The following is a 17,062-nucleotide window of genomic DNA, read 5'->3' as shown; positions in this document are numbered from 1 at the left end:
TGCGAGCGGGATCCCCGCCAGGTGGACGCGAAAGGGGCGGCCCGGAGGGGCCGCCCCTTGTCGGAGGTGTGGGTTACTTCGCCGACAGTTCCGCCGCCACGAGTTCCGCGATCTGCACCGCGTTCAGTGCGGCGCCCTTGCGGAGGTTGTCGTTGGAGATGAACAGGGCGAGGCCGTTGTCCACCGTCTCGTCGCGGCGGACGCGGCCGACGTACGACGGGTCCTGGCCGGCCGCCTGGAGCGGGGTCGGAATGTCGGAGAGGGCCACGCCGGGGGCGCCGGAGAGGATCTCGGTCGCGCGCTGCGGGGAGATCGGGCGCGCGAAGCGGGCGTTGACCTGGAGGGAGTGGCCGGAGAACACCGGGACGCGCACACAGGTGCCGGAGACCTTCAGACCGGGGATCTCCAGGATCTTGCGGGACTCGTTGCGCAGCTTCTGCTCCTCGTCGGTCTCGTTGAGACCGTCGTCGACGAGGTTGCCCGCGAAGGGCAGCACGTTGAAGGCGATGGCGCGCTTGTAGACCTGCGGCTCGGGGAAGTCGACCGCCGCGCCGTCGTGGGTGAGCTTGTCGGCCTCGGCGGCCACCTTCTGCACCTGGCCGTGCAGCTCGGCCACGCCCGCGAGACCCGAGCCGGACACCGCCTGGTACGTGGCGACGACCAGCGCCTCCAGGCCGGCCTCCTCGTGCAGCGGCTTGAGCACCGGCATCGCGGCCATCGTGGTGCAGTTCGGGTTGGCGATGATGCCCTTGGGGCGGTCGGCGATGGCGTGCGGGTTCACCTCGGAGACCACCAGCGGGACCTCGGGGTCCTTGCGCCAGGCGGAGGAGTTGTCGATCACGACGGCGCCCTGGGAGGCGACCTTTTCGGCCAGCGCCTTGGAGGTCGCGCCGCCCGCGGAGAAGAGCACGATGTCCAGGCCGCTGTAGTCGGCGGTCGCCGCGTCCTCCACCGTCACGCCGTCCAGCACGGTCCCGGCGGAACGGGCCGAGGCGAACAGGCGCAGCTTCGTGACCGGGAAGTTCCGCTCCGCGAGGATCCTGCGCATGACCGTGCCCACCTGACCGGTGGCTCCGACGATTCCGACCCTCACAGCGACTCCCTCTATGTGTCTCTTGCCTGACCGGGGCGTTTCCATCATGCGGCCGACCCCGGTCCACCTGTCCAATTCTTTGCCGCGCGTGCCCGAAGAGTGGGACACGATCACCCGGCGGACGGTTCCATACCTCCGCCGCGCACCCCGCTGAGCTGCAGAAATTCCCTCCACCGGGGGTCCGCGCCGGAAGCTGTGCCGTCCCGCCCCTGCCCGTCCGGGTCCGGGCCATACGGGGGTGTGACGTACGCCTCTGAAGACTTCCGGTGCCGGCCGAACGTTTCGGTCCGCCGCCACGTCGTAGGGGCAAACGCGGGAGGGGGTGGCTTGTGCTGCGCGGAAGGGCGCGCCGCGACCGAGGGGCGGTGTACGCCGACGGTACGGACGGTACCGGCGGCGATCCGCTGGACGCGGCCCAGGAACGCCGGGTGCGGGCGGTGCTGGCGCTCGGCGGGGTGCCGCAGTCGGACCTGCCGGACGGGGTGCAGCAGGTCCGGCTGCGGCTGCTGGAGCGGGCCGCGAGCGGTCGGGAGGCACCGCGGGACGTGTCGGCGTGGGCGGCGGTGGTCGCCTCCAACCTGGCCATGGACTGGCACCGGGCCAAGCGGCGCCAGGAGCGGCTGGGGGAGCGGCTGGCCGCGCTGCGCGGGCCCGCGCCCGCCTCCGGCGAGGAGACCAGCCTGCTGTCCCTCGCCGTCGCACGGGGGCTGGACGAGCTGCCGGCCGCCCAGCGGCAGGTGGTCGTGCTGCGCTTCTTCGCCGACCTGCCGGTGCGGGACATCGCCGAGGAACTGGGCATCCCGGAGGGCACGGTCAAGAGCAGGCTGCACACGGCGGTCCGCACACTGCGCGACCGGCTGCACGAGGACGAGGTGGCGTGACATGACCGCCGAACACGAGGACGCGCGGGACGCCGGGGATTTCGGGGGCGCCGAGCGTGCAGGGAAGAACGGGAAGAACGGGGAGGACGGGGAGCACCGGGAGTACGACGGCATGGACGCCCTGATGGCCGCGATCACCGGTGGACCCCTGCCGGAGGGGGCCCGGCGGGACCCCGCCTTCCTCGCCGCGCACCGGGCGGCCGAGGCCGACGTGGCCGTGCTGCGGGACCAGCTGGTGCGGCTGGCCGAGGCGCTGACGGGGGAGGAGAGCACCGGGGAAGGGGCCGGGGCGTCCCCGGACGCCGTGTCCCCCCTGCCCCCCACCGCACCCCCGCATCCCCGCAGCCGCACCCGCCCCTCCGCTCCCGCCCGGCCGGGCCGGCCGCCCCGCCCCGGGCGGGCGAGTGGGCCCCGCCGGGCCCTGCGGACCGCGCTCGGCTCGCTCGCCGGTGCCGCGGCGTTCTCCCTGGTCCTGGGCTTCGGCTGGCTCGTGACCCAGGGCGGTGGCGGGGCGGACGACAAGGGCGGGGCGTCGTCGGCGGCCAAGGGCGACGTCGACGCGACGGGCCGGGAGGCCGGGGCCGGCGGGCGGCCGGCGGACCCGGAGCGGGAGCTGGCCTGTTCCCGGCTCGTCGTGGAGGGCACCGTGGCGCGGGTGGCACGGGACGAGGACGCGCCCGGCAGCCGGGTCACGCTGACCGTGATCCGCTCCTACCGGCCGGCGCACGGCCCGGCCGAGGCCGGCTTCCTGCTCGACGCGGACGCGCGGCCGGCACCGCGCGCGGGACAGCACGTGCTGGTGCGGGTCGGTCGGGGCGAGCGGTACGCGAGCCTGTGGGCCGTCGGCGACTCCCGCGTGGCCGCCGCACGCGCCTGGATCACCGACGCCCTGCCCGGTTCCCGGACCCTGACGTGCCCCTCGGACGACGCGTCCTGAGGGAAAAGAGGAGGGGCGGGGGTCCGTCCGGACGCCCGCCCCTCCCTTTCACGTCACCCCGTCACAGCGTCACGGCGTGACCTTCTCGATCTTCACGCTGCCGCTGCCCGCGACGGTTCCGCGCGCGTTCACCAGCTGGACCTGCCCGAAGAACTCGCGGCCGGCCGGAGCCTCCGCGGCGGCCGTGACCTGGCCGGTCACCGTCGCCGAGGCGCCCGTGCCGAGCTTGACCGGGGCCGAGCCGTCGACCGTGACGGAGCCGAGCGCGGTGGAGAAGAACACGTCCCGGTAGTCGTAGTCGGTCGAGCCGGCCGGGACCGCGTAGCCCACGACCTCGATGGTGTAGGTGCCGGCGGCCGGGGACGGCACGGAGACCGCCTCCTCCGAGTCACCGTCGGCGGACTTGCCGACCTCCTTGCCGGACGCGTCGTACACCGTCAGGTCCAGGTCGGCCGCCGTGTCCGAGACGCCTCCGATGGCGACGTCGAGTGAGGTGGCACCGGCCGGGACGGTCACCGTGGTGGTCTGCGTCTCGCCCTCCTTGATGGCCGTGCGGGCCGTCTTGGCGGAGCCGAGCGGGCCGCCGACCAGCTTGCCGTCCAGCGCGGCGTACGTGTTGGTCACCTTCCAGGAGGCGGTGGCCGGGGTGCCGACCTTGGCCTCGGGGACGGTCACGGTCTGCGGGTCGAAGGCGGCGCCGAGGACGGTGACGTCCAGCCGGTACGGGTTGTCGAGCAGCGGGGAGGTCCGCCGGGACTCGACCTCGACCTCCCAGACGCCGGGCTGCGGGTCGGCGTAGGAGCGCACGTCGGGCTTGCAGCCGTTGCCGTCCAGGTAGTTGTTGTAGCAGTACGGGGTCGAGGTGCTGTCGGAGGGGACGCCGTACGGGTGGATGGCGATGAACCGGGTCTGGCTCCTGTCCTTCAGCCCGCCGATCGCGACCTCCAGCGACGTCGCGCCCTCGGGCACGGTCAGGAAGTAGGAGCGCGTGCTGTTGCGCTGCACCGAACCGGAAGCGGAGTAGGTGTACTTCACCGGGGCCGCGACCACGACGGTGGACAGGATCTGCTTGTCGACGCCCTCGGTCCGCGGGTCGTCGGCCTCCAGGATCGCGCTCTTGATGCCCGCGGACTCCGGGGCCGCCTGCACCTTGACGGTGACCGGCTGGTTCAGCGGCAGCCTGACGTCGTCGTCGCCGACGATCCGGAAGGTGCCGCCGGCGTTGTTCGCGAAGCGCAGCTCGTGCCGGACCGCCTTGTCCGGGCCGGACGTACGGGTGATCGTCACGTCGTACGTCTTCTTCTCGCCCGCCTTCAGGCCGCCCTCGCGGTCGTACAGGCCGGTGCCGTAGCCCGGGGTCTTGAGGGCGTAGTCGATCGCGGTGTCGACCGGGGCCTTCACGGTGTACTCGTGCGCGGTGACGTCGTCCTTGATCGACTCCCACGCGTCCACGATGTCGATGAGGCCCGCGCCCTCCTCGTACGCCTGCACGCCCTTGATGTGGTCGGCGGTCGAGGTCAGGGCCGTGCGCAGCTTGGCGGGCGTCAGGTCGATGCCCTTCTGCTTGGCCGCGCTCAGCAGCAGCGCGGAGGCGCCGGTGGCCTGCGGGGAGGCCATCGAGGTGCCCTGGAGCATCGAGTAGCCGGCCGGCAGCGCGTACCCCGCCTCGGCGACCGGGGAGCCCGGCAGCCAGGTCTGGGTGGTGTTGATCGCGGCGCCGGGCGCGCTCAGGGTCGGTGTGAAGCCGCCGTCCTCACGCGGGCCGCGCGAGGAGAAGGGCATCATGGCGTACTTCTTCTCCACCACCGAGCCGTAGTTGGCGGCCCAGGTCTCCTTGGAGATGGTCGCGCCGACGGAGATGACCTTGTCGGCGAGGCCGGGGTCGCCGATGGTGTTGGCGCCGGGGCCGGAGTTGCCGGCGGAGATCACCAGCTGGACGCCGTAGGTGTCGATGAGCCGGGTGTACAGCTCGGCGCGCGCGTTGTTGCCGTCGTTCAGCGCGGGCAGGCCGCCGATCGACATGTTGACGATGTCGACGCCGCGCTTGGTGACGAGGTCGATCATGCCTTCGGTGAGGGCGACGTTGGTGCAGCCGCCGGTCCAGGTGCAGGCCCGCGAGGAGACCAGCTTGGCGCCGGGGGCCGCGCCGTTCATCCTGCCGCCGAACAGGCCGTGGGCGGCGGTGATGCCGGCGACGTGGGTGCCGTGCTCGGACTCGATGACGCCGATGTTGACGTAGTCGGCCTTGGCGCCGGAGGAGTTGTAGACGACGTCCTTGCGGGTCTCGACCACGAAGGGGACGCGCTCCACGACGTCCGTCGCCGGGTCGTCGGTGCCGAAGTAGCCGACCTGGTAGCCGTCCCTGTACGGCTTCATCGCCGCGTCGTCGGTGAAGTCCAGGTTGTCGTTCGTGTCGACGCGGACCGTGCCGGCGGCCGGGTCGTACAGCACACCCCAGGCGTCGGTGGTGTCACCGTCCCGGTTGAGGTCGCCCTTCTCGTCGCCGCCCGCGGTGGCGGACTCGTACAGGTAGTTGAACTTGTACGAGCCCTCGGGCGCCGTGAACTTCTCGGTGCCCTGCGAGGCGGTGGTGAGGGAGAAGGACGGGCCGGAGACGCCGGTGGTCATCCGCCGCCAGGTGCCGTCGCCGTCGGTGACCGGGTCGGTCGCCGTCACCCAGTCGACGATCTTCCGCTCGCCGGTGGTGGTCTTCTGCAGGGCCGGGTGGCCGAGGTCGACGCCGGAGTCCAGGATGCCGATGGTGATGCCGCGGCCGTCCGCCTTCGGGTGGTCCTCGACGAAGTCGACGGCACCGGTCTCGAAGGACGGGTTGTAGGGGTTCTCGGCGGGGGTCTGCTTGCCCGGCGCCGGGTAAGTGCTCTTGCCGGCCGCGGACTTGGTGCCGCTGGGCGCCGGGTCGTCCAGCGGGATCTCCTGCCGCAGGTCGATGGCCTGGACGGAGGAGAGCTTCACGGCGGCGGCGATCGCCGAGTCCGCCCGGCCCGTCGGGACGGTGGCGCGGACGTAGCCGAGCTCGTCGTCGGTACGGCCCACCAGACCGCCCTTGACCGCGTCCAGCTCCGCGGCGACCTGCTCGGTCTTCCCGGGCGAGGTCGCGATCATCATCGTGACGTTCTTGTCGCCGTCCGCCTTGGCCTCGGCGAGCAGGGCGGCGTCGTCGGAGCCGAGCTTGTCGTGGGCGGACTTGACGGCGGGGTCGGCGGCCGGGGCGGGGGCCGGGTCCGCGGCGAGGGCCAGGGGTATGGGCCCCGCCGCGGAGAGGGCGGCCACGACGCCCACGGCCACGGCTATGCGGGCCAGGCGTCTCGGACCGGGTATCGGATCACGCTCGGGCGTGTGGGTCATCGGCATCCCTCAGGTCAAGGAACGAGCGGACGGGAGCGCTCAGCCTGACCGAAGGGTTCGGATTTTGGGGACCGTTGACCGAATCGAAATCAAGGTATGGGGAAAACCCCCGATGAGATATGAGCGAATCCGGCCGGTATGGGCCGGAATTCGCTCAACCCTCCTTCGAACGGGCGTAATGCCGGGAGGCCTTGGCCCGGTTGCCGCACGCGGACATCGAGCACCAGCGGCGGGTGCCGTTCCGGGACGTGTCGAAGAAGTACAGGACGCAGCTGCCGCCGGCGCAGGTGCGGATCCGCTCCGGAGCCCGGGCGAGCAGGTCCAGGTAGTTCCGGGCGGCGAGCCAGGCCGGGCCCCAGGCGGGATCGGCGAACTCGGGCTCCTCGGCCGGACCGCCGGCGGTCAGCCGGGCCCGGATGCGGCCGTGCTCCAGGACGGCGTCCACGAGCGGCGCCGCCCGCTGCGGTGACCCGTCCACGGCCGCCTTGATCGCCTCGCGTGCCGCGCGCAGATGGCGCAGCGCCGCCGCGTCGGCCGGGTGGGTCCCGGCCAGCCCGTTGCTCGCGAGCCAGACCGCCAGCCCCTCGGTGTCCGCGAGCAGGTCCTGGGTGACGCCGTCGCTGTTCCACCGGGTGTTGAGCAGGTCGAGCGCGAGCGGCTCGCCGGTGAGCGGGCGGGGATCGCGGGCGCTGGACATCGGGCACTCCTTCTCGGCTAACCGGTCAAGCCTACGTGACCGGTTGACTCGGTCGAGTCTAACCACCTAACGTGAGTATGACGGTTAGAGATGCCCGGTGAGGGCACGCCGAAGGGAAGAGCCATGACCTTGAGCACCGGCCACACCGGCCTGAACGTCACCGACCTCGACCGCTCGCTCGCCTTCTACCGGGACGTCCTCGGCTTCACCGTGCTCGGCGAGGGCAAGGAGGACGACCGGCGCTACGCGTTCCTCGGCCACGGCGGCGACCAGCTCCTCCTCACCCTCTGGCAGCAGGCGCAGGGGGCGTACGACCGGGGCCGGGCCGGACTGCACCACCTGGCCTTCACCGCCGACACGATGGACCGGGTCCGGGAGTACGAGACGGCGCTCAGGGCCGCCGGAGTGGAGTTCGCCCACGACGGCGTGGTCGCCCACCGGGAAGGCGCGGCCTCCGGCGGGATCTTCTTCCACGACCCGGACGGCACCCGCCTGGAGATCTCCGTCCCGCACGGCGCGGAACAGGCCCCCGCCCCGCACGCCGCCGCCCCGACCTGCGGTTTCTTCTAGCCATGAGCGTGTATCACGCGGGCTCGCGGGCCATCCAGGACCAGGCCGGCGTCCGTGACCGGGCCGACCACGTCGGCCGCTCCCTCGGCCAGGACATCAAGCCGGTCGCGGCGGCCTTCCTGGAGCAACAGCCCCTGTTGATCGTGGGCGCGGCGGACCCGGAGACGGGAAGGGTGTGGGCCTCGGTGCTCACGGGAGCGCCGGGTTTCGTGAGGGTGACAGGGCCTCGGCGGATATCCGTGAGCACCACAACGGGCCCGCACCCGAACGACGGCCCGATCGGCGTCGGCACCATCGCCCTGGACCCCCGGACCCGCCGCCGCATGCGCCTCAACGGCCGACTGCGCCCGACGGCAACCGGATTCACCGTGGAGGCGGACCAGGTCTTCTCCAACTGCCCCCGACACATCCAGCGACGGGAGTCGTACGAAACCGTCGACCGTACGCCCGGCATCCCCCGCCACCTCACCGAACTCGGCGACGAGGAGGCGGACTTCATCCGGTCGGCCGACACCTTCTTCCTGGCCACCGTGCACGGGGCCGGCGCCGACGCCAGCCACCGCGGCGGCAACCCCGGCTTCGTCGAGGTCACGTCCCCGCGCGAGCTGACCTGGCCGGACTACCCCGGCAACGCCATGTTCCTCAGCCTCGGCAACCTGCGCACCGACCCACGCGCCGGCCTGCTCTTCCTGGACTGGGACACGGGCACCACCCTCCAGCTCACCGGCGAGGCCCGTACCGAGTTCGCCCGGGACGGCGCCCGTACCGTCCGCTTCACGTTCACCGAGGCCCTGTGGACCCCGGCCGCCGTGCCCCTGCGCTGGTCCGCGCCGGAGTATTCGCCCGCCAACCCGGACGCCGCGCGCTAACGTCCGTCCATGCGACGGAAACTGAGGGTGGCGGCCTACGCCGTGTGCGTCCGCGACGGACAGCTTCTGCTCGCCCGCTCGCCGGCACCGGACGGCACGCCCGAGTGGGTGCTGCCCGGCGGCGGCATGGAGCACGGCGAGGACCCGTACGACACCGTCCGCCGCGAGGTCGGCGAGGAGACCGGCTACCGCATCGAGGTGACCGGTCTCCTCGGCATCGACTCCTTCCGCCACGTCTTTCCCAGCGGGCGCCCGCGCCGCCGCACCGACCACCACGGGGTGCGCATCCTGTACACGGGTGAGGTCGTCGGCGGTGAACTCCGCTACGAGGTGGGCGGTTCCACCGACTTCGCCGCCTGGCAGGACCTCGACGCCGTACCCGGGCTCACCCGGGTGCCGCTGGTCGACACCGCGCTGCGGCTGTGGCGCCAACAGCCGCCGCACGGACACCTGGAGGACCTCTCCCTGCCCCGGCAGTTGAACGAGGAGTGACCGCCCCCGGTCCACCCGCGATCCACTCCATGGCCACGGCCGGTACCCGGTGATCCACGTACGGTGATCGGTGCTGCGCGTTGCCGCCGCGTTCACGCGCAGGCCATCCCCGGTGCCGACGATCCACGGTGAGCGGGGCGTTCGCGTCCGTGACGGCCCCGCGACCACTGCCGACGCGTTCGCATCCGGGGAGACCGCGCCATGCCGCGCACACGCTCTGTCGCCACCTCCGCTCTGGGGGTCAACCGCCGTACCGTCCTCGCCGCCGCCGGAGCGGTCTCGCTCTCCGCGGGCGTCGGCTACGCCCTGCGCCGGGCCGACGGCGAGGCCGCCACCGCCGCCGAGGAGCCCGTCGCCCACAGCGGCCGGGCCCTCGCGGCTGCCCCGCTCGCCCCCTCCGCCAAGGGCACGACGCTCGCCTCCGTCGCCGCCCCCAGGAACAGCTCCGGCTACCGCCGCCTCGGCGACGGTCCCGGCTGGAAGCGGGTCGTGCGCGGCGAGCTGGCCACGCCCAGGGCCGGCCGCGCGGGCCGCCGCAAGGCCCTCGCCGCGTTCGTGCAATTCACGGACATGCACCTGACCGATGTGCAGCACCCCCTGCGCGCCGAGTTCGTGCGCGCCGCCGACCCGCACGCCTGGCGCCCGCAGGAGGCGCTGACCGTGCAGGGTTCCATCGCCTTCGTCGAACGGGTCAACGCGCTGCGCGGCGGGCCCGTCACCGGCACTCCGCTCCACTTCGTCATGACCACCGGCGACAACACCGACAACAACGCGCTGTGCGAGCTGGAGTGGTACATGAAGGTGATGAGCGGTGGCCGCATCACCCCGAACTCCGGTGACCCGGCGCACTACGAGGGCGTGCAGAACAGCGGCCTGAAGCTGTACTGGCAGCCGGACGCCGCCCTCCGCGACCACGACAAGGCGCTCGGCTTCCCGCATCTGAAGGGCTTCCTGGCCGCCGCGATCCGCGAAGTGCGCAGCCCCGGCCTGCAGCTGCCCTGGTACTCCACCGTCGGCAACCACGACATGCTCCAGCTCGGTGTCTACGGCTCCCACGGCGACTCGTACCTGGCCGAGGCCGCCATCGGCGGCAGGAAGCTGATGACCGTCTCCGCCGCCGAGGCGAAGAAGTTCCGGGACACCAACAAGAACGCCCGGGATCCGCAGGGCGCAGGCTACCGGGACTTCCTCAAGGCGCACGCGCGCGCCATGCGCTCCGTGACCCCCGACGAGAAGCGGGCACCGTACACGCCCGCCGACTACCTCAAGGCCCACCTCGACCCCGCCCACCAGGGCGTCGGCCCGGTCGGGCACGGCTACTCCTCCGCGAACCTCGACGCCGGAACCCAGTACTACTCCTTCCGTGTCTCCGACGACGTCGTCGGGATCAGCCTCGACACCAACGACGCCGGCGGCCACTTCGAGGGCTCCCTCGGCACCGCCCAGCTGAAGTGGCTGGACAAGACCCTGAAGGACAACAAGGACTCCTACGCCGTCGTCTTCAGCCACCACACCAGCACGACCATGACCAACACCCGCCCCGACCCGGCCCGCCCCGGCGAGCGCCGGCACACCGGTGAGGAACTGGTGGCCCTCCTCGCCCGGCACCGTAATGTGCTCGCCTGGGTGAACGGCCACGTCCACAGGAACATCATCACCCCGCACGCGGCCTCCGGCGGCGGCTCCTTCTGGGAAATCTCCACCGCCTCGCACATCGACCACCCCCAGCTCGCCCGCATCGTCGAGCTGGTCGACAACAAGGACGGCACGCTCTCCGTCTTCACCACCCTCATCGAGTCCGCGGCCCCGCACCGCACCGACTTCGCGGACCTCTCGCAGACCGGCCTGGCCGCCCTCTACCGCGAGCTGTCGTTCAACGCCCCCGGCGCCGGCAGGACGTTCGCGGGCAAGGCGGCCGACCGGAACACGGAGCTGGTGCTGAAGAAGGGCTGAGAGTCACTCAACCGGCCTACACCAGGCAACCTTCGCAGAACACTCCCGGGTCCCTTCCCGCGACCGCACCGGCACACCACAGGTTGGGGAAGACATGCGCGCACGCACAGCTCTGGTGGGCAGCACCGCCCTGCTCCTCACGGCGGCCCTCGCGGGACCGGCCGTCGCGGCCGGCCCCGCACCCCACGAGCGCACCCGCGAGGCCGTCGAGGCGGCGGTCAAGGCCGGTGTCCCCGGCGCGGCCGTCACCGCGCGGGACGGTCACGGCGTCTGGTCCGCCACCGCCGGCGTGGGCGACACCCGCACGGGCGGGCCGCGCTTGCCCGCCGACCGCTTCCGCGTCGCCAGCATCACCAAGACCTTCGTCGCCACCGTCCTGCTCCAGCTGGAGGCGGAGGGCCGGCTCTCCCTCGACGACTCGGTGGACCGGTGGCTGCCGGGCGTGGTGCGCGGTCACGGCCACGACGGCCGCAGGATCACCCTCCGGCAGCTGCTGAACCACACCAGCGGCATCCACGACTACCTGGCCGACCCCGGCTTCGGCAGCGCCTACTTCACCAAGGACGGCTTCTTCCGGCACCGCTACGACACCCTCACCCCGCAGGACCTGGTGGACCTCTCGATGCGGCACGCGCCGGACTTCGCGCCGGGCACCTCCTGGCGCTACTCCAACATCAACTACGTCCTCGCCGGGATGGTGACCGAGAAGGTGACGGGCCGGTCGTACGCCACCGAGATCAACCGCCGCGTCATCGGCCCGCTCCATCTGAGGGCGACCTCCGTGCCCGGGACGCGGGTCACCCTGCCGCGGCCGAGCAGCAGGGCGTACTCGACGTTCAGGGTCCCCGGCGGCCCGGCGTACGACGTCACGACCCTCAACCCGTCCATGGCCTCCTCCGCCGGAGAGATGATCTCGGACTCCGCCGACCTCGCCCGCTTCTACGGCGCCCTGCTCGGCGGCGAACTGCTCCCGGCACGGCAGCTGAAGGAGATGAAGACCACGGTGGCCACGGGGACCGGCGCCCCCCGCATCCGGTACGGCCTCGGCCTCATGAACACCCGGCTGACCTGCGGCGTCCACGTGTGGGGCCACGACGGCGGGATCCACGGCTCGGCGTCCGAGGCGGCATCGACGGCGGACGGCCGGCACTCCGTGGCGGTCAACTTCAACGGGGACTGGGCCGGGGACACGGCGGACGTGCTGGAAAAGGAGTTCTGTTAGCCGCCGTTCCGTTCGCCGCGGACGCATCGCCGTACGCGCGTGATCGCCGCGTACGCCGCACTGCTCGACGGCGTGCACGCGGAGGCCCAGCTCCAGCCCGAGCCGCTGGAGCGGTCACGACACCCGGGTGAGCACCGGGAGGTAACCGAGGGACTGTCCCGGTGCCGTCGGGTGGTACGACTCGGTGATCGCCAGCACGTCGACACCGCGCAGCCAGGGCCGGGACGAGCAGATCTCGTGGCCGGCGAAGGCGGCGGTGACGTCGGCGAAGGTGAACCCGTGGGCGGTGGCGCGCTGGGCGATGACGGCGTTGAGGTGGTCCACGGCCTCGTTCAGCGTGGCGCGTTCGCTGTCCGGGAGTCCCAGCGCGCAGGCGCCGCGGAGGTGGTACAGGTGCGGGTAGCCGAGCACCACGACACGGGCGGCGGGGGCCCGGTTCCGGATGGCCGAGTAGAGCCGGTCGAGGCTGCCCGAGAGGGACCCGTCCATCGTGGTGCGGGCTCGGGAGACGGCGGACAGGCACCCTTTGGCGCCGCCCAGCGCGCAGTTCGCGATGACGGAGACGAAGCCCGAGTCGCTGCCGCCGACGGTGAGCGTGACCAGTGCGGTGCGCGGGCCGAGGTGGCCGAGCTGGTCGGTCAGGACGTCGTCGGCGCCGGCGCCGTTGCACGCGGCGAAGGTGAAGGACGCCGGTGCGTGCGCCTCGGCCCACAGCACGGGGAAGGCCCGGCTGCTGCGCTTGCACTCCTCGCCGGAGGCCAGGTAGTCGCCGGCTCCGGCACCGGAGGAGTAGGAGTCGCCGAGGGCCACGTAGCCGCCGGCCGTGGTGCGGGGCGCCACCTGTGCCGTCGCGGGATCGGCGAACGCGCAGGCGGCGGCGAGGAGGAGGGAGCACGCGCCTGCCGCTATTCGAGGGTGTCTCATGACTCTCCTGTACCGCGCCCCGCCCGCGCCCCGCCCGCCCTGCTGGTCCGTTCCGGTGAGTCCTCACCCGGCCGGCGCAGGAAAACGGGACAAGCGGGCGGGCCTTCGCTACCGGGGCAGCACCACGACGTACGCGGCCGGGTCGCGGTCCCCGGACGCCATCAGCGCGGTCCGCACCACCGCGGCCTGCTGCTCCGGGCAGTCCCGCAGCTTCCTGGGCGCGATGTACACGACCGTGATGCCGAGGCGTTCCAGGTGCTCGCGCTTGCGGGCGTACTCGGACCACAGCGCGTCGTCGTCCTGCCCGGAGCCGTGCCGATGGCTTTGCCGGGACGCGCGGGTGTCCAGTTCGACGGCGACCGCCTGGTCCGGCCAGTAGGCGTCCAGGCCGCCCAGGTGCGGGCCGCCGGGCAGGCGCAGGTCGACGTTCCAGACCGGGTCGGGCAGGCCGTACTCGCGGACCATCCGGTACAGGCGGTCCTCGGCGATCGAGCGGCCCTCCGCGAGCAGCGCGTCCACGGCGTCCACGACGTGCGGGCGGTTCAGCAGCTTGGCGAGGGTCAGCTCCTGGACGACCGCCGCCGGCTCGCAGTGGCCGCCGCGCACCGCCTCGGTCAGCAGCCGTCGTACCGCCTCCGCGTCCCTCAGGTCCGCCACCGCGTCCGCCAGCGCCCGGGGCACGGGCGCCACCGGCAGGCCGGTCACCGTCTGCGGGGCGGGCAGGGCGGGGGTGCGCAGGACGCGGACGTAGCCGGTGGAGCGCAGCCGGCGCTGGCGCGGGACCAGGACGTCCACGTGGTCCAGGGCGGTCAGCGGCGGGGTGGACGAGAAGCCGTGCAGGGTCAGCGCCGCCAGTCCGGTGAGCACCGCCTCCTGGTACAGCGGCCGGTGCGGACTCTCGGCCGTCGGCTGGACCGGGACGCCCGGCTCCGTGGCGCGGGCCGCGTACAGCAGGGCCCCGTGCAGCCGCTCCTCGCCGGTGGGCGGGCCGGGGTGCAGCAGGATCACGTGCGGGAGCAGTGCCCGCCAGGGGCCGTCGGGGCGGCACTGCTCGGCCAGCTCGGCCGTCGTCACGCCGTGGGCGCGCAGCTGGGCGGCCGTCAGGACGCGGCGGTGGACGTCGGAGAGGTGGCGGAGGGGGCGGGGGGAGAGCGGGGTGTTGTGGGTCATGGACTCGGGATTCCCGCGCCCGGTCCGGACCGTAACCGCTGTTACACGCCCGTCGAGAAATGCGGACAAGGCGGGACTAAAGGTCAGGTGTTCGGATGCCGAGTAGAGACGGAAAACCCCTGGTCCGATCGGGTGTGGACCAGGGGTTACGGCTATGTTTGCCCGAATTTCGTAACGGTCACCGGCCGGGCAAGCTCAGGCCAAAGCTCACCGGCCGGCCGCCGCGTCGCACTCCTGTGCGCGCAGCGCCCGCGCCAGGTCGTCCCGCGCCTCCAGCACCAGCCGGCGCAGCGCCGGCGCCGCGTCCCGGTGCGCCTCCAGCCACGCGTCCGTCGCGTCCAGCGTCTCCGGCCGGTCCTGGTACGCCGGGAACAGGCCCCGCACCACGTCCATGCCGATCTGGATCGACCGCTCCCGCCACACCCGCTCGATCGCCGCGAAGTACAGCTGCGCGTACGGCGCGGTCAGCTCCCGCTGCGACGGCTGCTGGAACCCCGAGATCGTCGCCTCCACCAGCGCGTTCGACAGCGCGTCGGACTCCACCACCTGCGCCCACGCCTGCGCCTTGACCGCCGCCGACGGCCGCGCCGCCAGACAGCGCACCTGGTGCCGCTTGCCCGACGCCGTGTCGTCCCGGGCCAGCTCCGCCGCCAGCACCGACTCGTCCGCCGCCCCGTGCGCGGCCAGCGGCTCCAGGAACGCCCAGCGCAGCTCCTGGTCCACCTCCAGCCCCTCGATCTCGACCGTGCCGTCCAGCAGGTCCTTCAGCAGCTTCAGGTCCGGCTCGGCGGACGCCACGGACGCGAAGAACCGCGCCCACGCCAGCTGGTGCTCACTGCCCGGCTCCGCCTCCCGCAGCTCCCGCAGCGCCCCCTCGGCCAGCAGCTCCCCGCCGGTCTCCCGCCAGTCCGGCGCCGCGTAGTGCGCCAGCGCCGAGTTCGCCCAGGCGTGCAGCATCTGGAGGACACCGATGTCCGACTCGCGGCCCGCGAAGCGCAGCACGAGATCGATGAAGTCCCGCGCCGGCAGCAGCGCGTCCCGGGTCATGTTCCACAGCGCCGACCAGCACAGCGCGCGGGCCAGCGGATCGGTGAGCGCGCCCAGGTGCGTCCGCAGCGTCGCCAGCGAGGTCTCGTCGAACCGGACCTTGCAGTAGGTCAGGTCGTCGTCGTTGACCAGCACAAGCTCCGGCGCCTCGGCACCCGCCAGCTCGGCCACGACCGTACGCGGCTCGTGCACGTCCGTCTCCACGCGCGCGTACCGCTCCACCGCGCCCTCGGGCGTACGGCGGTACAGGCCCACCGCGATCCGGTGCGGACGCAGCTCCGGGTGCGACTCCGGGGCCTCCTGGAGGATCGCCAGCTCGGCGATCCGGCCGCCCTCGGTGTCCAGCAGCACCTGCGGGGTCAGCGAGTTCACCCCGGCCGTCTGCAGCCACGACGCCGCCCACGCCGTCATGTCCCGGCCGCTGGTCTCCGCCAGCACCGACAGCAGGTCGCCGAGGCGCGTGTTGCCGTACGCGTTCCGCTTGAAGTAGCGCCGGGAGCCCTCCAGGAACGCGTCCTGGCCGACGTACGCCACCAGCTGCTTCAGCACCGAGGCGCCCTTGGCGTAGGTGATGCCGTCGAAGTTCAGCTTGGCGTCCTCCAGGTCACGGATGTCCGCCGTGATCGGATGCGTGGACGGCAGCTGGTCCGCGCGGTACGCCCAGGCCTTGCGGCGGTTGGCGAAGGTGATCCACGCGTCCTTGAAGCGGGTCGCGCCCACGCATCCGAACGTGCCCATGAAGTCCGCGAAGGACTCCTTCAGCCACAGGTCGTCCCACCACTCCATGGTGACCAGGTCGCCGAACCACATGTGCGCCATCTCGTGCAGGATGACGTTGGCCCGCGCCTCGTACGACGCCTGCGTCACCTTCCCGCGGAAGATGTACTCCTCGCGGAAGGTCACCAGGCCCGGGTTCTCCATCGCGCCCAGGTTGTACTCCGGCACGAACGCCTGGTCGTACTTCCCGAACGGGTACGGGTAGTCGAAGTGGTCGTGGAAGAAGTCCAGGCCCTGCTTGGTCACCAGGAACACGTCGTCCGCGTCGAAGTGCGGCGCGAGACCCTTGCGGCACATCGCGCCGAGCGGGATCTCCAGCTTCGTGCCGTCCTCGAAGGTGCGGGTGTAGGAGTCCGTCACATAGTGGTACGGGCCCGCCACCACGCACGTGATGTACGTCGAGATCGGCTTCGTCTCCGCGAACCGCCAGACCCCGTCGGCGAGTTCACCGGCGCCGTTGCTCCACACCGTCCAGCCCTCCGGCGCCCGCACCTCGAAGCGGTACGGCGCCTTCAGGTCCGGCTGCTCGAAGTTCGCGAAGACCCGGCGGGCGTCGGCCGGCTCGTACTGCGTGTACAGATAGACCTCGCCGTCCTCCGGGTCGACGAAGCGGTGCAGGCCCTCGCCGGTGCGGGAGTAGGCGCACTGCGCGTCCACCACCAGCTCGTTCTCCGCGGCCAGGTCCTCCAGCGCGATCCGGGAGCCGTCGAACACCTCGCCCGGGTCCAGGTCGCGGCCGTTGAGCGACACGGACGTCACGCCCGGCGCGACCAGATCGGCGAAGCTGGAGGCGCCCGGCTCGTTGCAGCGGAAGCGGACGGTGGTCACCGAGCGGAACGTGCGCGGCTCGCCGCCCGCGTCGCCGACGGCGGACCGCAGGTCCAGGGACACCTCGTAGCCGTCGACGGACAGCAGGGCGGCCCGCTCCCGGGCCTCGTCGCGGGACAGATTCTCACCGGGCACGGACGGCACTCCCTCGTGATCGCGTGGATGGCGGCTGAACAGCACCGATCCTGCCACGTGCCCCTGACAGGGGTAACGGGGAATGGCACGGCCGGCCGCGG

Annotated in this window: 13 protein-coding genes; 7 read left to right on the top strand and 6 right to left on the bottom strand. The window is 72.5% G+C overall.

Translation table 11 applies throughout. The annotated features are described in order from the left end of the window. Positions 1-73: 73 nt before the first annotated feature. Complete coding sequence (locus AB0L21_RS22785; RefSeq protein ID WP_365786004.1) at positions 74-1,093, bottom strand: aspartate-semialdehyde dehydrogenase; 1,020 nt, start codon at positions 1,091-1,093, stop codon at positions 74-76. Between the two features lie 365 nt (positions 1,094-1,458). Here AB0L21_RS22785 and AB0L21_RS22780 point away from each other — a divergent pair, with 365 nt between their 5' ends. Both AB0L21_RS22780 and AB0L21_RS22775 read left to right on the top strand, forming a co-directional pair. Continuing rightward, positions 1,459-1,974 (top strand): sigma-70 family RNA polymerase sigma factor, encoded by a 516-nt coding sequence (locus AB0L21_RS22780; RefSeq protein WP_365786002.1) that lies wholly within the window; start codon positions 1,459-1,461, stop codon positions 1,972-1,974. A 1-nt stretch (position 1,975) separates the two neighbouring features. Next, the gene (locus AB0L21_RS22775; RefSeq protein WP_365786000.1) at positions 1,976-2,911 is read left to right on the top strand and encodes a hypothetical protein; all 936 of its coding nucleotides are present in this window, start codon (positions 1,976-1,978) and stop codon (positions 2,909-2,911) included. Positions 2,912-2,980: 69 nt separating this feature from the next. Here the strand turns inward: AB0L21_RS22775 and AB0L21_RS22770 are convergent, their stop codons facing one another. Next, entirely contained in the window at positions 2,981-6,277 is a 3,297-nt protein-coding gene (locus AB0L21_RS22770; protein ID WP_365785998.1) for a S8 family serine peptidase, read from the bottom strand. Positions 6,278-6,431: 154 nt separating this feature from the next. Beyond that, positions 6,432-6,974 carry a CGNR zinc finger domain-containing protein gene (locus tag AB0L21_RS22765; RefSeq protein ID WP_365785996.1) on the bottom strand — a complete coding sequence of 181 codons (543 nt, stop codon included), beginning with the start codon at positions 6,972-6,974 and terminating at the stop codon, positions 6,432-6,434. 123 nt (positions 6,975-7,097) lie between these two features. Between AB0L21_RS22765 and AB0L21_RS22760 the strand changes: the two genes are divergently transcribed. The 5 genes from AB0L21_RS22760 to AB0L21_RS22740 all read left to right on the top strand — a co-directional run bounded on the left by AB0L21_RS22760 (position 7,098) and on the right by AB0L21_RS22740 (position 12,080). Then, positions 7,098-7,544, top strand: coding sequence for a VOC family protein (locus AB0L21_RS22760; RefSeq protein WP_365699897.1), 447 nt, complete (start codon positions 7,098-7,100; stop codon positions 7,542-7,544). A gap of 2 nt (positions 7,545-7,546) precedes the next feature. After that, complete coding sequence (locus AB0L21_RS22755) at positions 7,547-8,413, top strand: pyridoxamine 5'-phosphate oxidase family protein (protein ID WP_365785994.1); 867 nt, start codon at positions 7,547-7,549, stop codon at positions 8,411-8,413. A gap of 9 nt (positions 8,414-8,422) precedes the next feature. Then, entirely contained in the window at positions 8,423-8,905 is a 483-nt protein-coding gene (locus tag AB0L21_RS22750; protein WP_365699901.1) for an NUDIX hydrolase, read from the top strand. A gap of 201 nt (positions 8,906-9,106) precedes the next feature. Beyond that, positions 9,107-10,858: a TIGR03767 family metallophosphoesterase gene (locus AB0L21_RS22745; protein ID WP_365785992.1), complete on the top strand. Its 1,752-nt coding sequence runs from the start codon at positions 9,107-9,109 to the stop codon at positions 10,856-10,858. A gap of 94 nt (positions 10,859-10,952) precedes the next feature. Continuing rightward, positions 10,953-12,080 (top strand): serine hydrolase domain-containing protein, encoded by a 1,128-nt coding sequence (locus AB0L21_RS22740; RefSeq protein ID WP_365785990.1) that lies wholly within the window; start codon positions 10,953-10,955, stop codon positions 12,078-12,080. Between the two features lie 114 nt (positions 12,081-12,194). Here AB0L21_RS22740 and AB0L21_RS22735 read toward each other — a convergent pair whose 3' ends face one another. The 3 genes from AB0L21_RS22735 to pepN all read right to left on the bottom strand — a co-directional run bounded on the left by AB0L21_RS22735 (position 12,195) and on the right by pepN (position 16,961). Next, positions 12,195-13,004 carry an SGNH/GDSL hydrolase family protein gene (locus AB0L21_RS22735; RefSeq protein WP_365785988.1) on the bottom strand — a complete coding sequence of 270 codons (810 nt, stop codon included), beginning with the start codon at positions 13,002-13,004 and terminating at the stop codon, positions 12,195-12,197. A gap of 108 nt (positions 13,005-13,112) precedes the next feature. Continuing rightward, positions 13,113-14,174 (bottom strand): hypothetical protein, encoded by a 1,062-nt coding sequence (locus tag AB0L21_RS22730; protein ID WP_365785986.1) that lies wholly within the window; start codon positions 14,172-14,174, stop codon positions 13,113-13,115. Positions 14,175-14,381: 207 nt separating this feature from the next. Further along, positions 14,382-16,961 (bottom strand): aminopeptidase N, encoded by a 2,580-nt coding sequence (gene pepN / locus AB0L21_RS22725; protein WP_365785984.1) that lies wholly within the window; start codon positions 16,959-16,961, stop codon positions 14,382-14,384. Positions 16,962-17,062 lie beyond the last annotated feature (101 nt).

It is taken from the genome of Streptomyces sp. NPDC052721 (assembly GCF_040678315.1).
Classification (GTDB): domain Bacteria; phylum Actinomycetota; class Actinomycetes; order Streptomycetales; family Streptomycetaceae; genus Streptomyces.
This window is presented reverse-complemented; position numbering and strand designations above follow the sequence as displayed.

Bases quoted from the DNA above. Each gene is read 5' to 3' on its own strand.
- AB0L21_RS22775 (WP_365786000.1), top strand. From the start codon at position 1,976: ATGACCGCCGAACACGAGGACGCGCGGGACGCCGGGGATTTCGGGGGC.
- AB0L21_RS22770 (WP_365785998.1), bottom strand. From the start codon at position 6,277: ATGACCCACACGCCCGAGCGTGATCCGATACCCGGTCCGAGACGCCTG.
- AB0L21_RS22765 (WP_365785996.1), bottom strand. From the start codon at position 6,974: ATGTCCAGCGCCCGCGATCCCCGCCCGCTCACCGGCGAGCCGCTCGCG.
- AB0L21_RS22760 (WP_365699897.1), top strand. From the start codon at position 7,098: ATGACCTTGAGCACCGGCCACACCGGCCTGAACGTCACCGACCTCGAC.
- AB0L21_RS22755 (WP_365785994.1), top strand. From the start codon at position 7,547: ATGAGCGTGTATCACGCGGGCTCGCGGGCCATCCAGGACCAGGCCGGC.
- AB0L21_RS22750 (WP_365699901.1), top strand. From the start codon at position 8,423: ATGCGACGGAAACTGAGGGTGGCGGCCTACGCCGTGTGCGTCCGCGAC.
- AB0L21_RS22745 (WP_365785992.1), top strand. From the start codon at position 9,107: ATGCCGCGCACACGCTCTGTCGCCACCTCCGCTCTGGGGGTCAACCGC.
- AB0L21_RS22740 (WP_365785990.1), top strand. From the start codon at position 10,953: ATGCGCGCACGCACAGCTCTGGTGGGCAGCACCGCCCTGCTCCTCACG.
- AB0L21_RS22735 (WP_365785988.1), bottom strand. From the start codon at position 13,004: ATGAGACACCCTCGAATAGCGGCAGGCGCGTGCTCCCTCCTCCTCGCC.
- AB0L21_RS22730 (WP_365785986.1), bottom strand. From the start codon at position 14,174: ATGACCCACAACACCCCGCTCTCCCCCCGCCCCCTCCGCCACCTCTCC.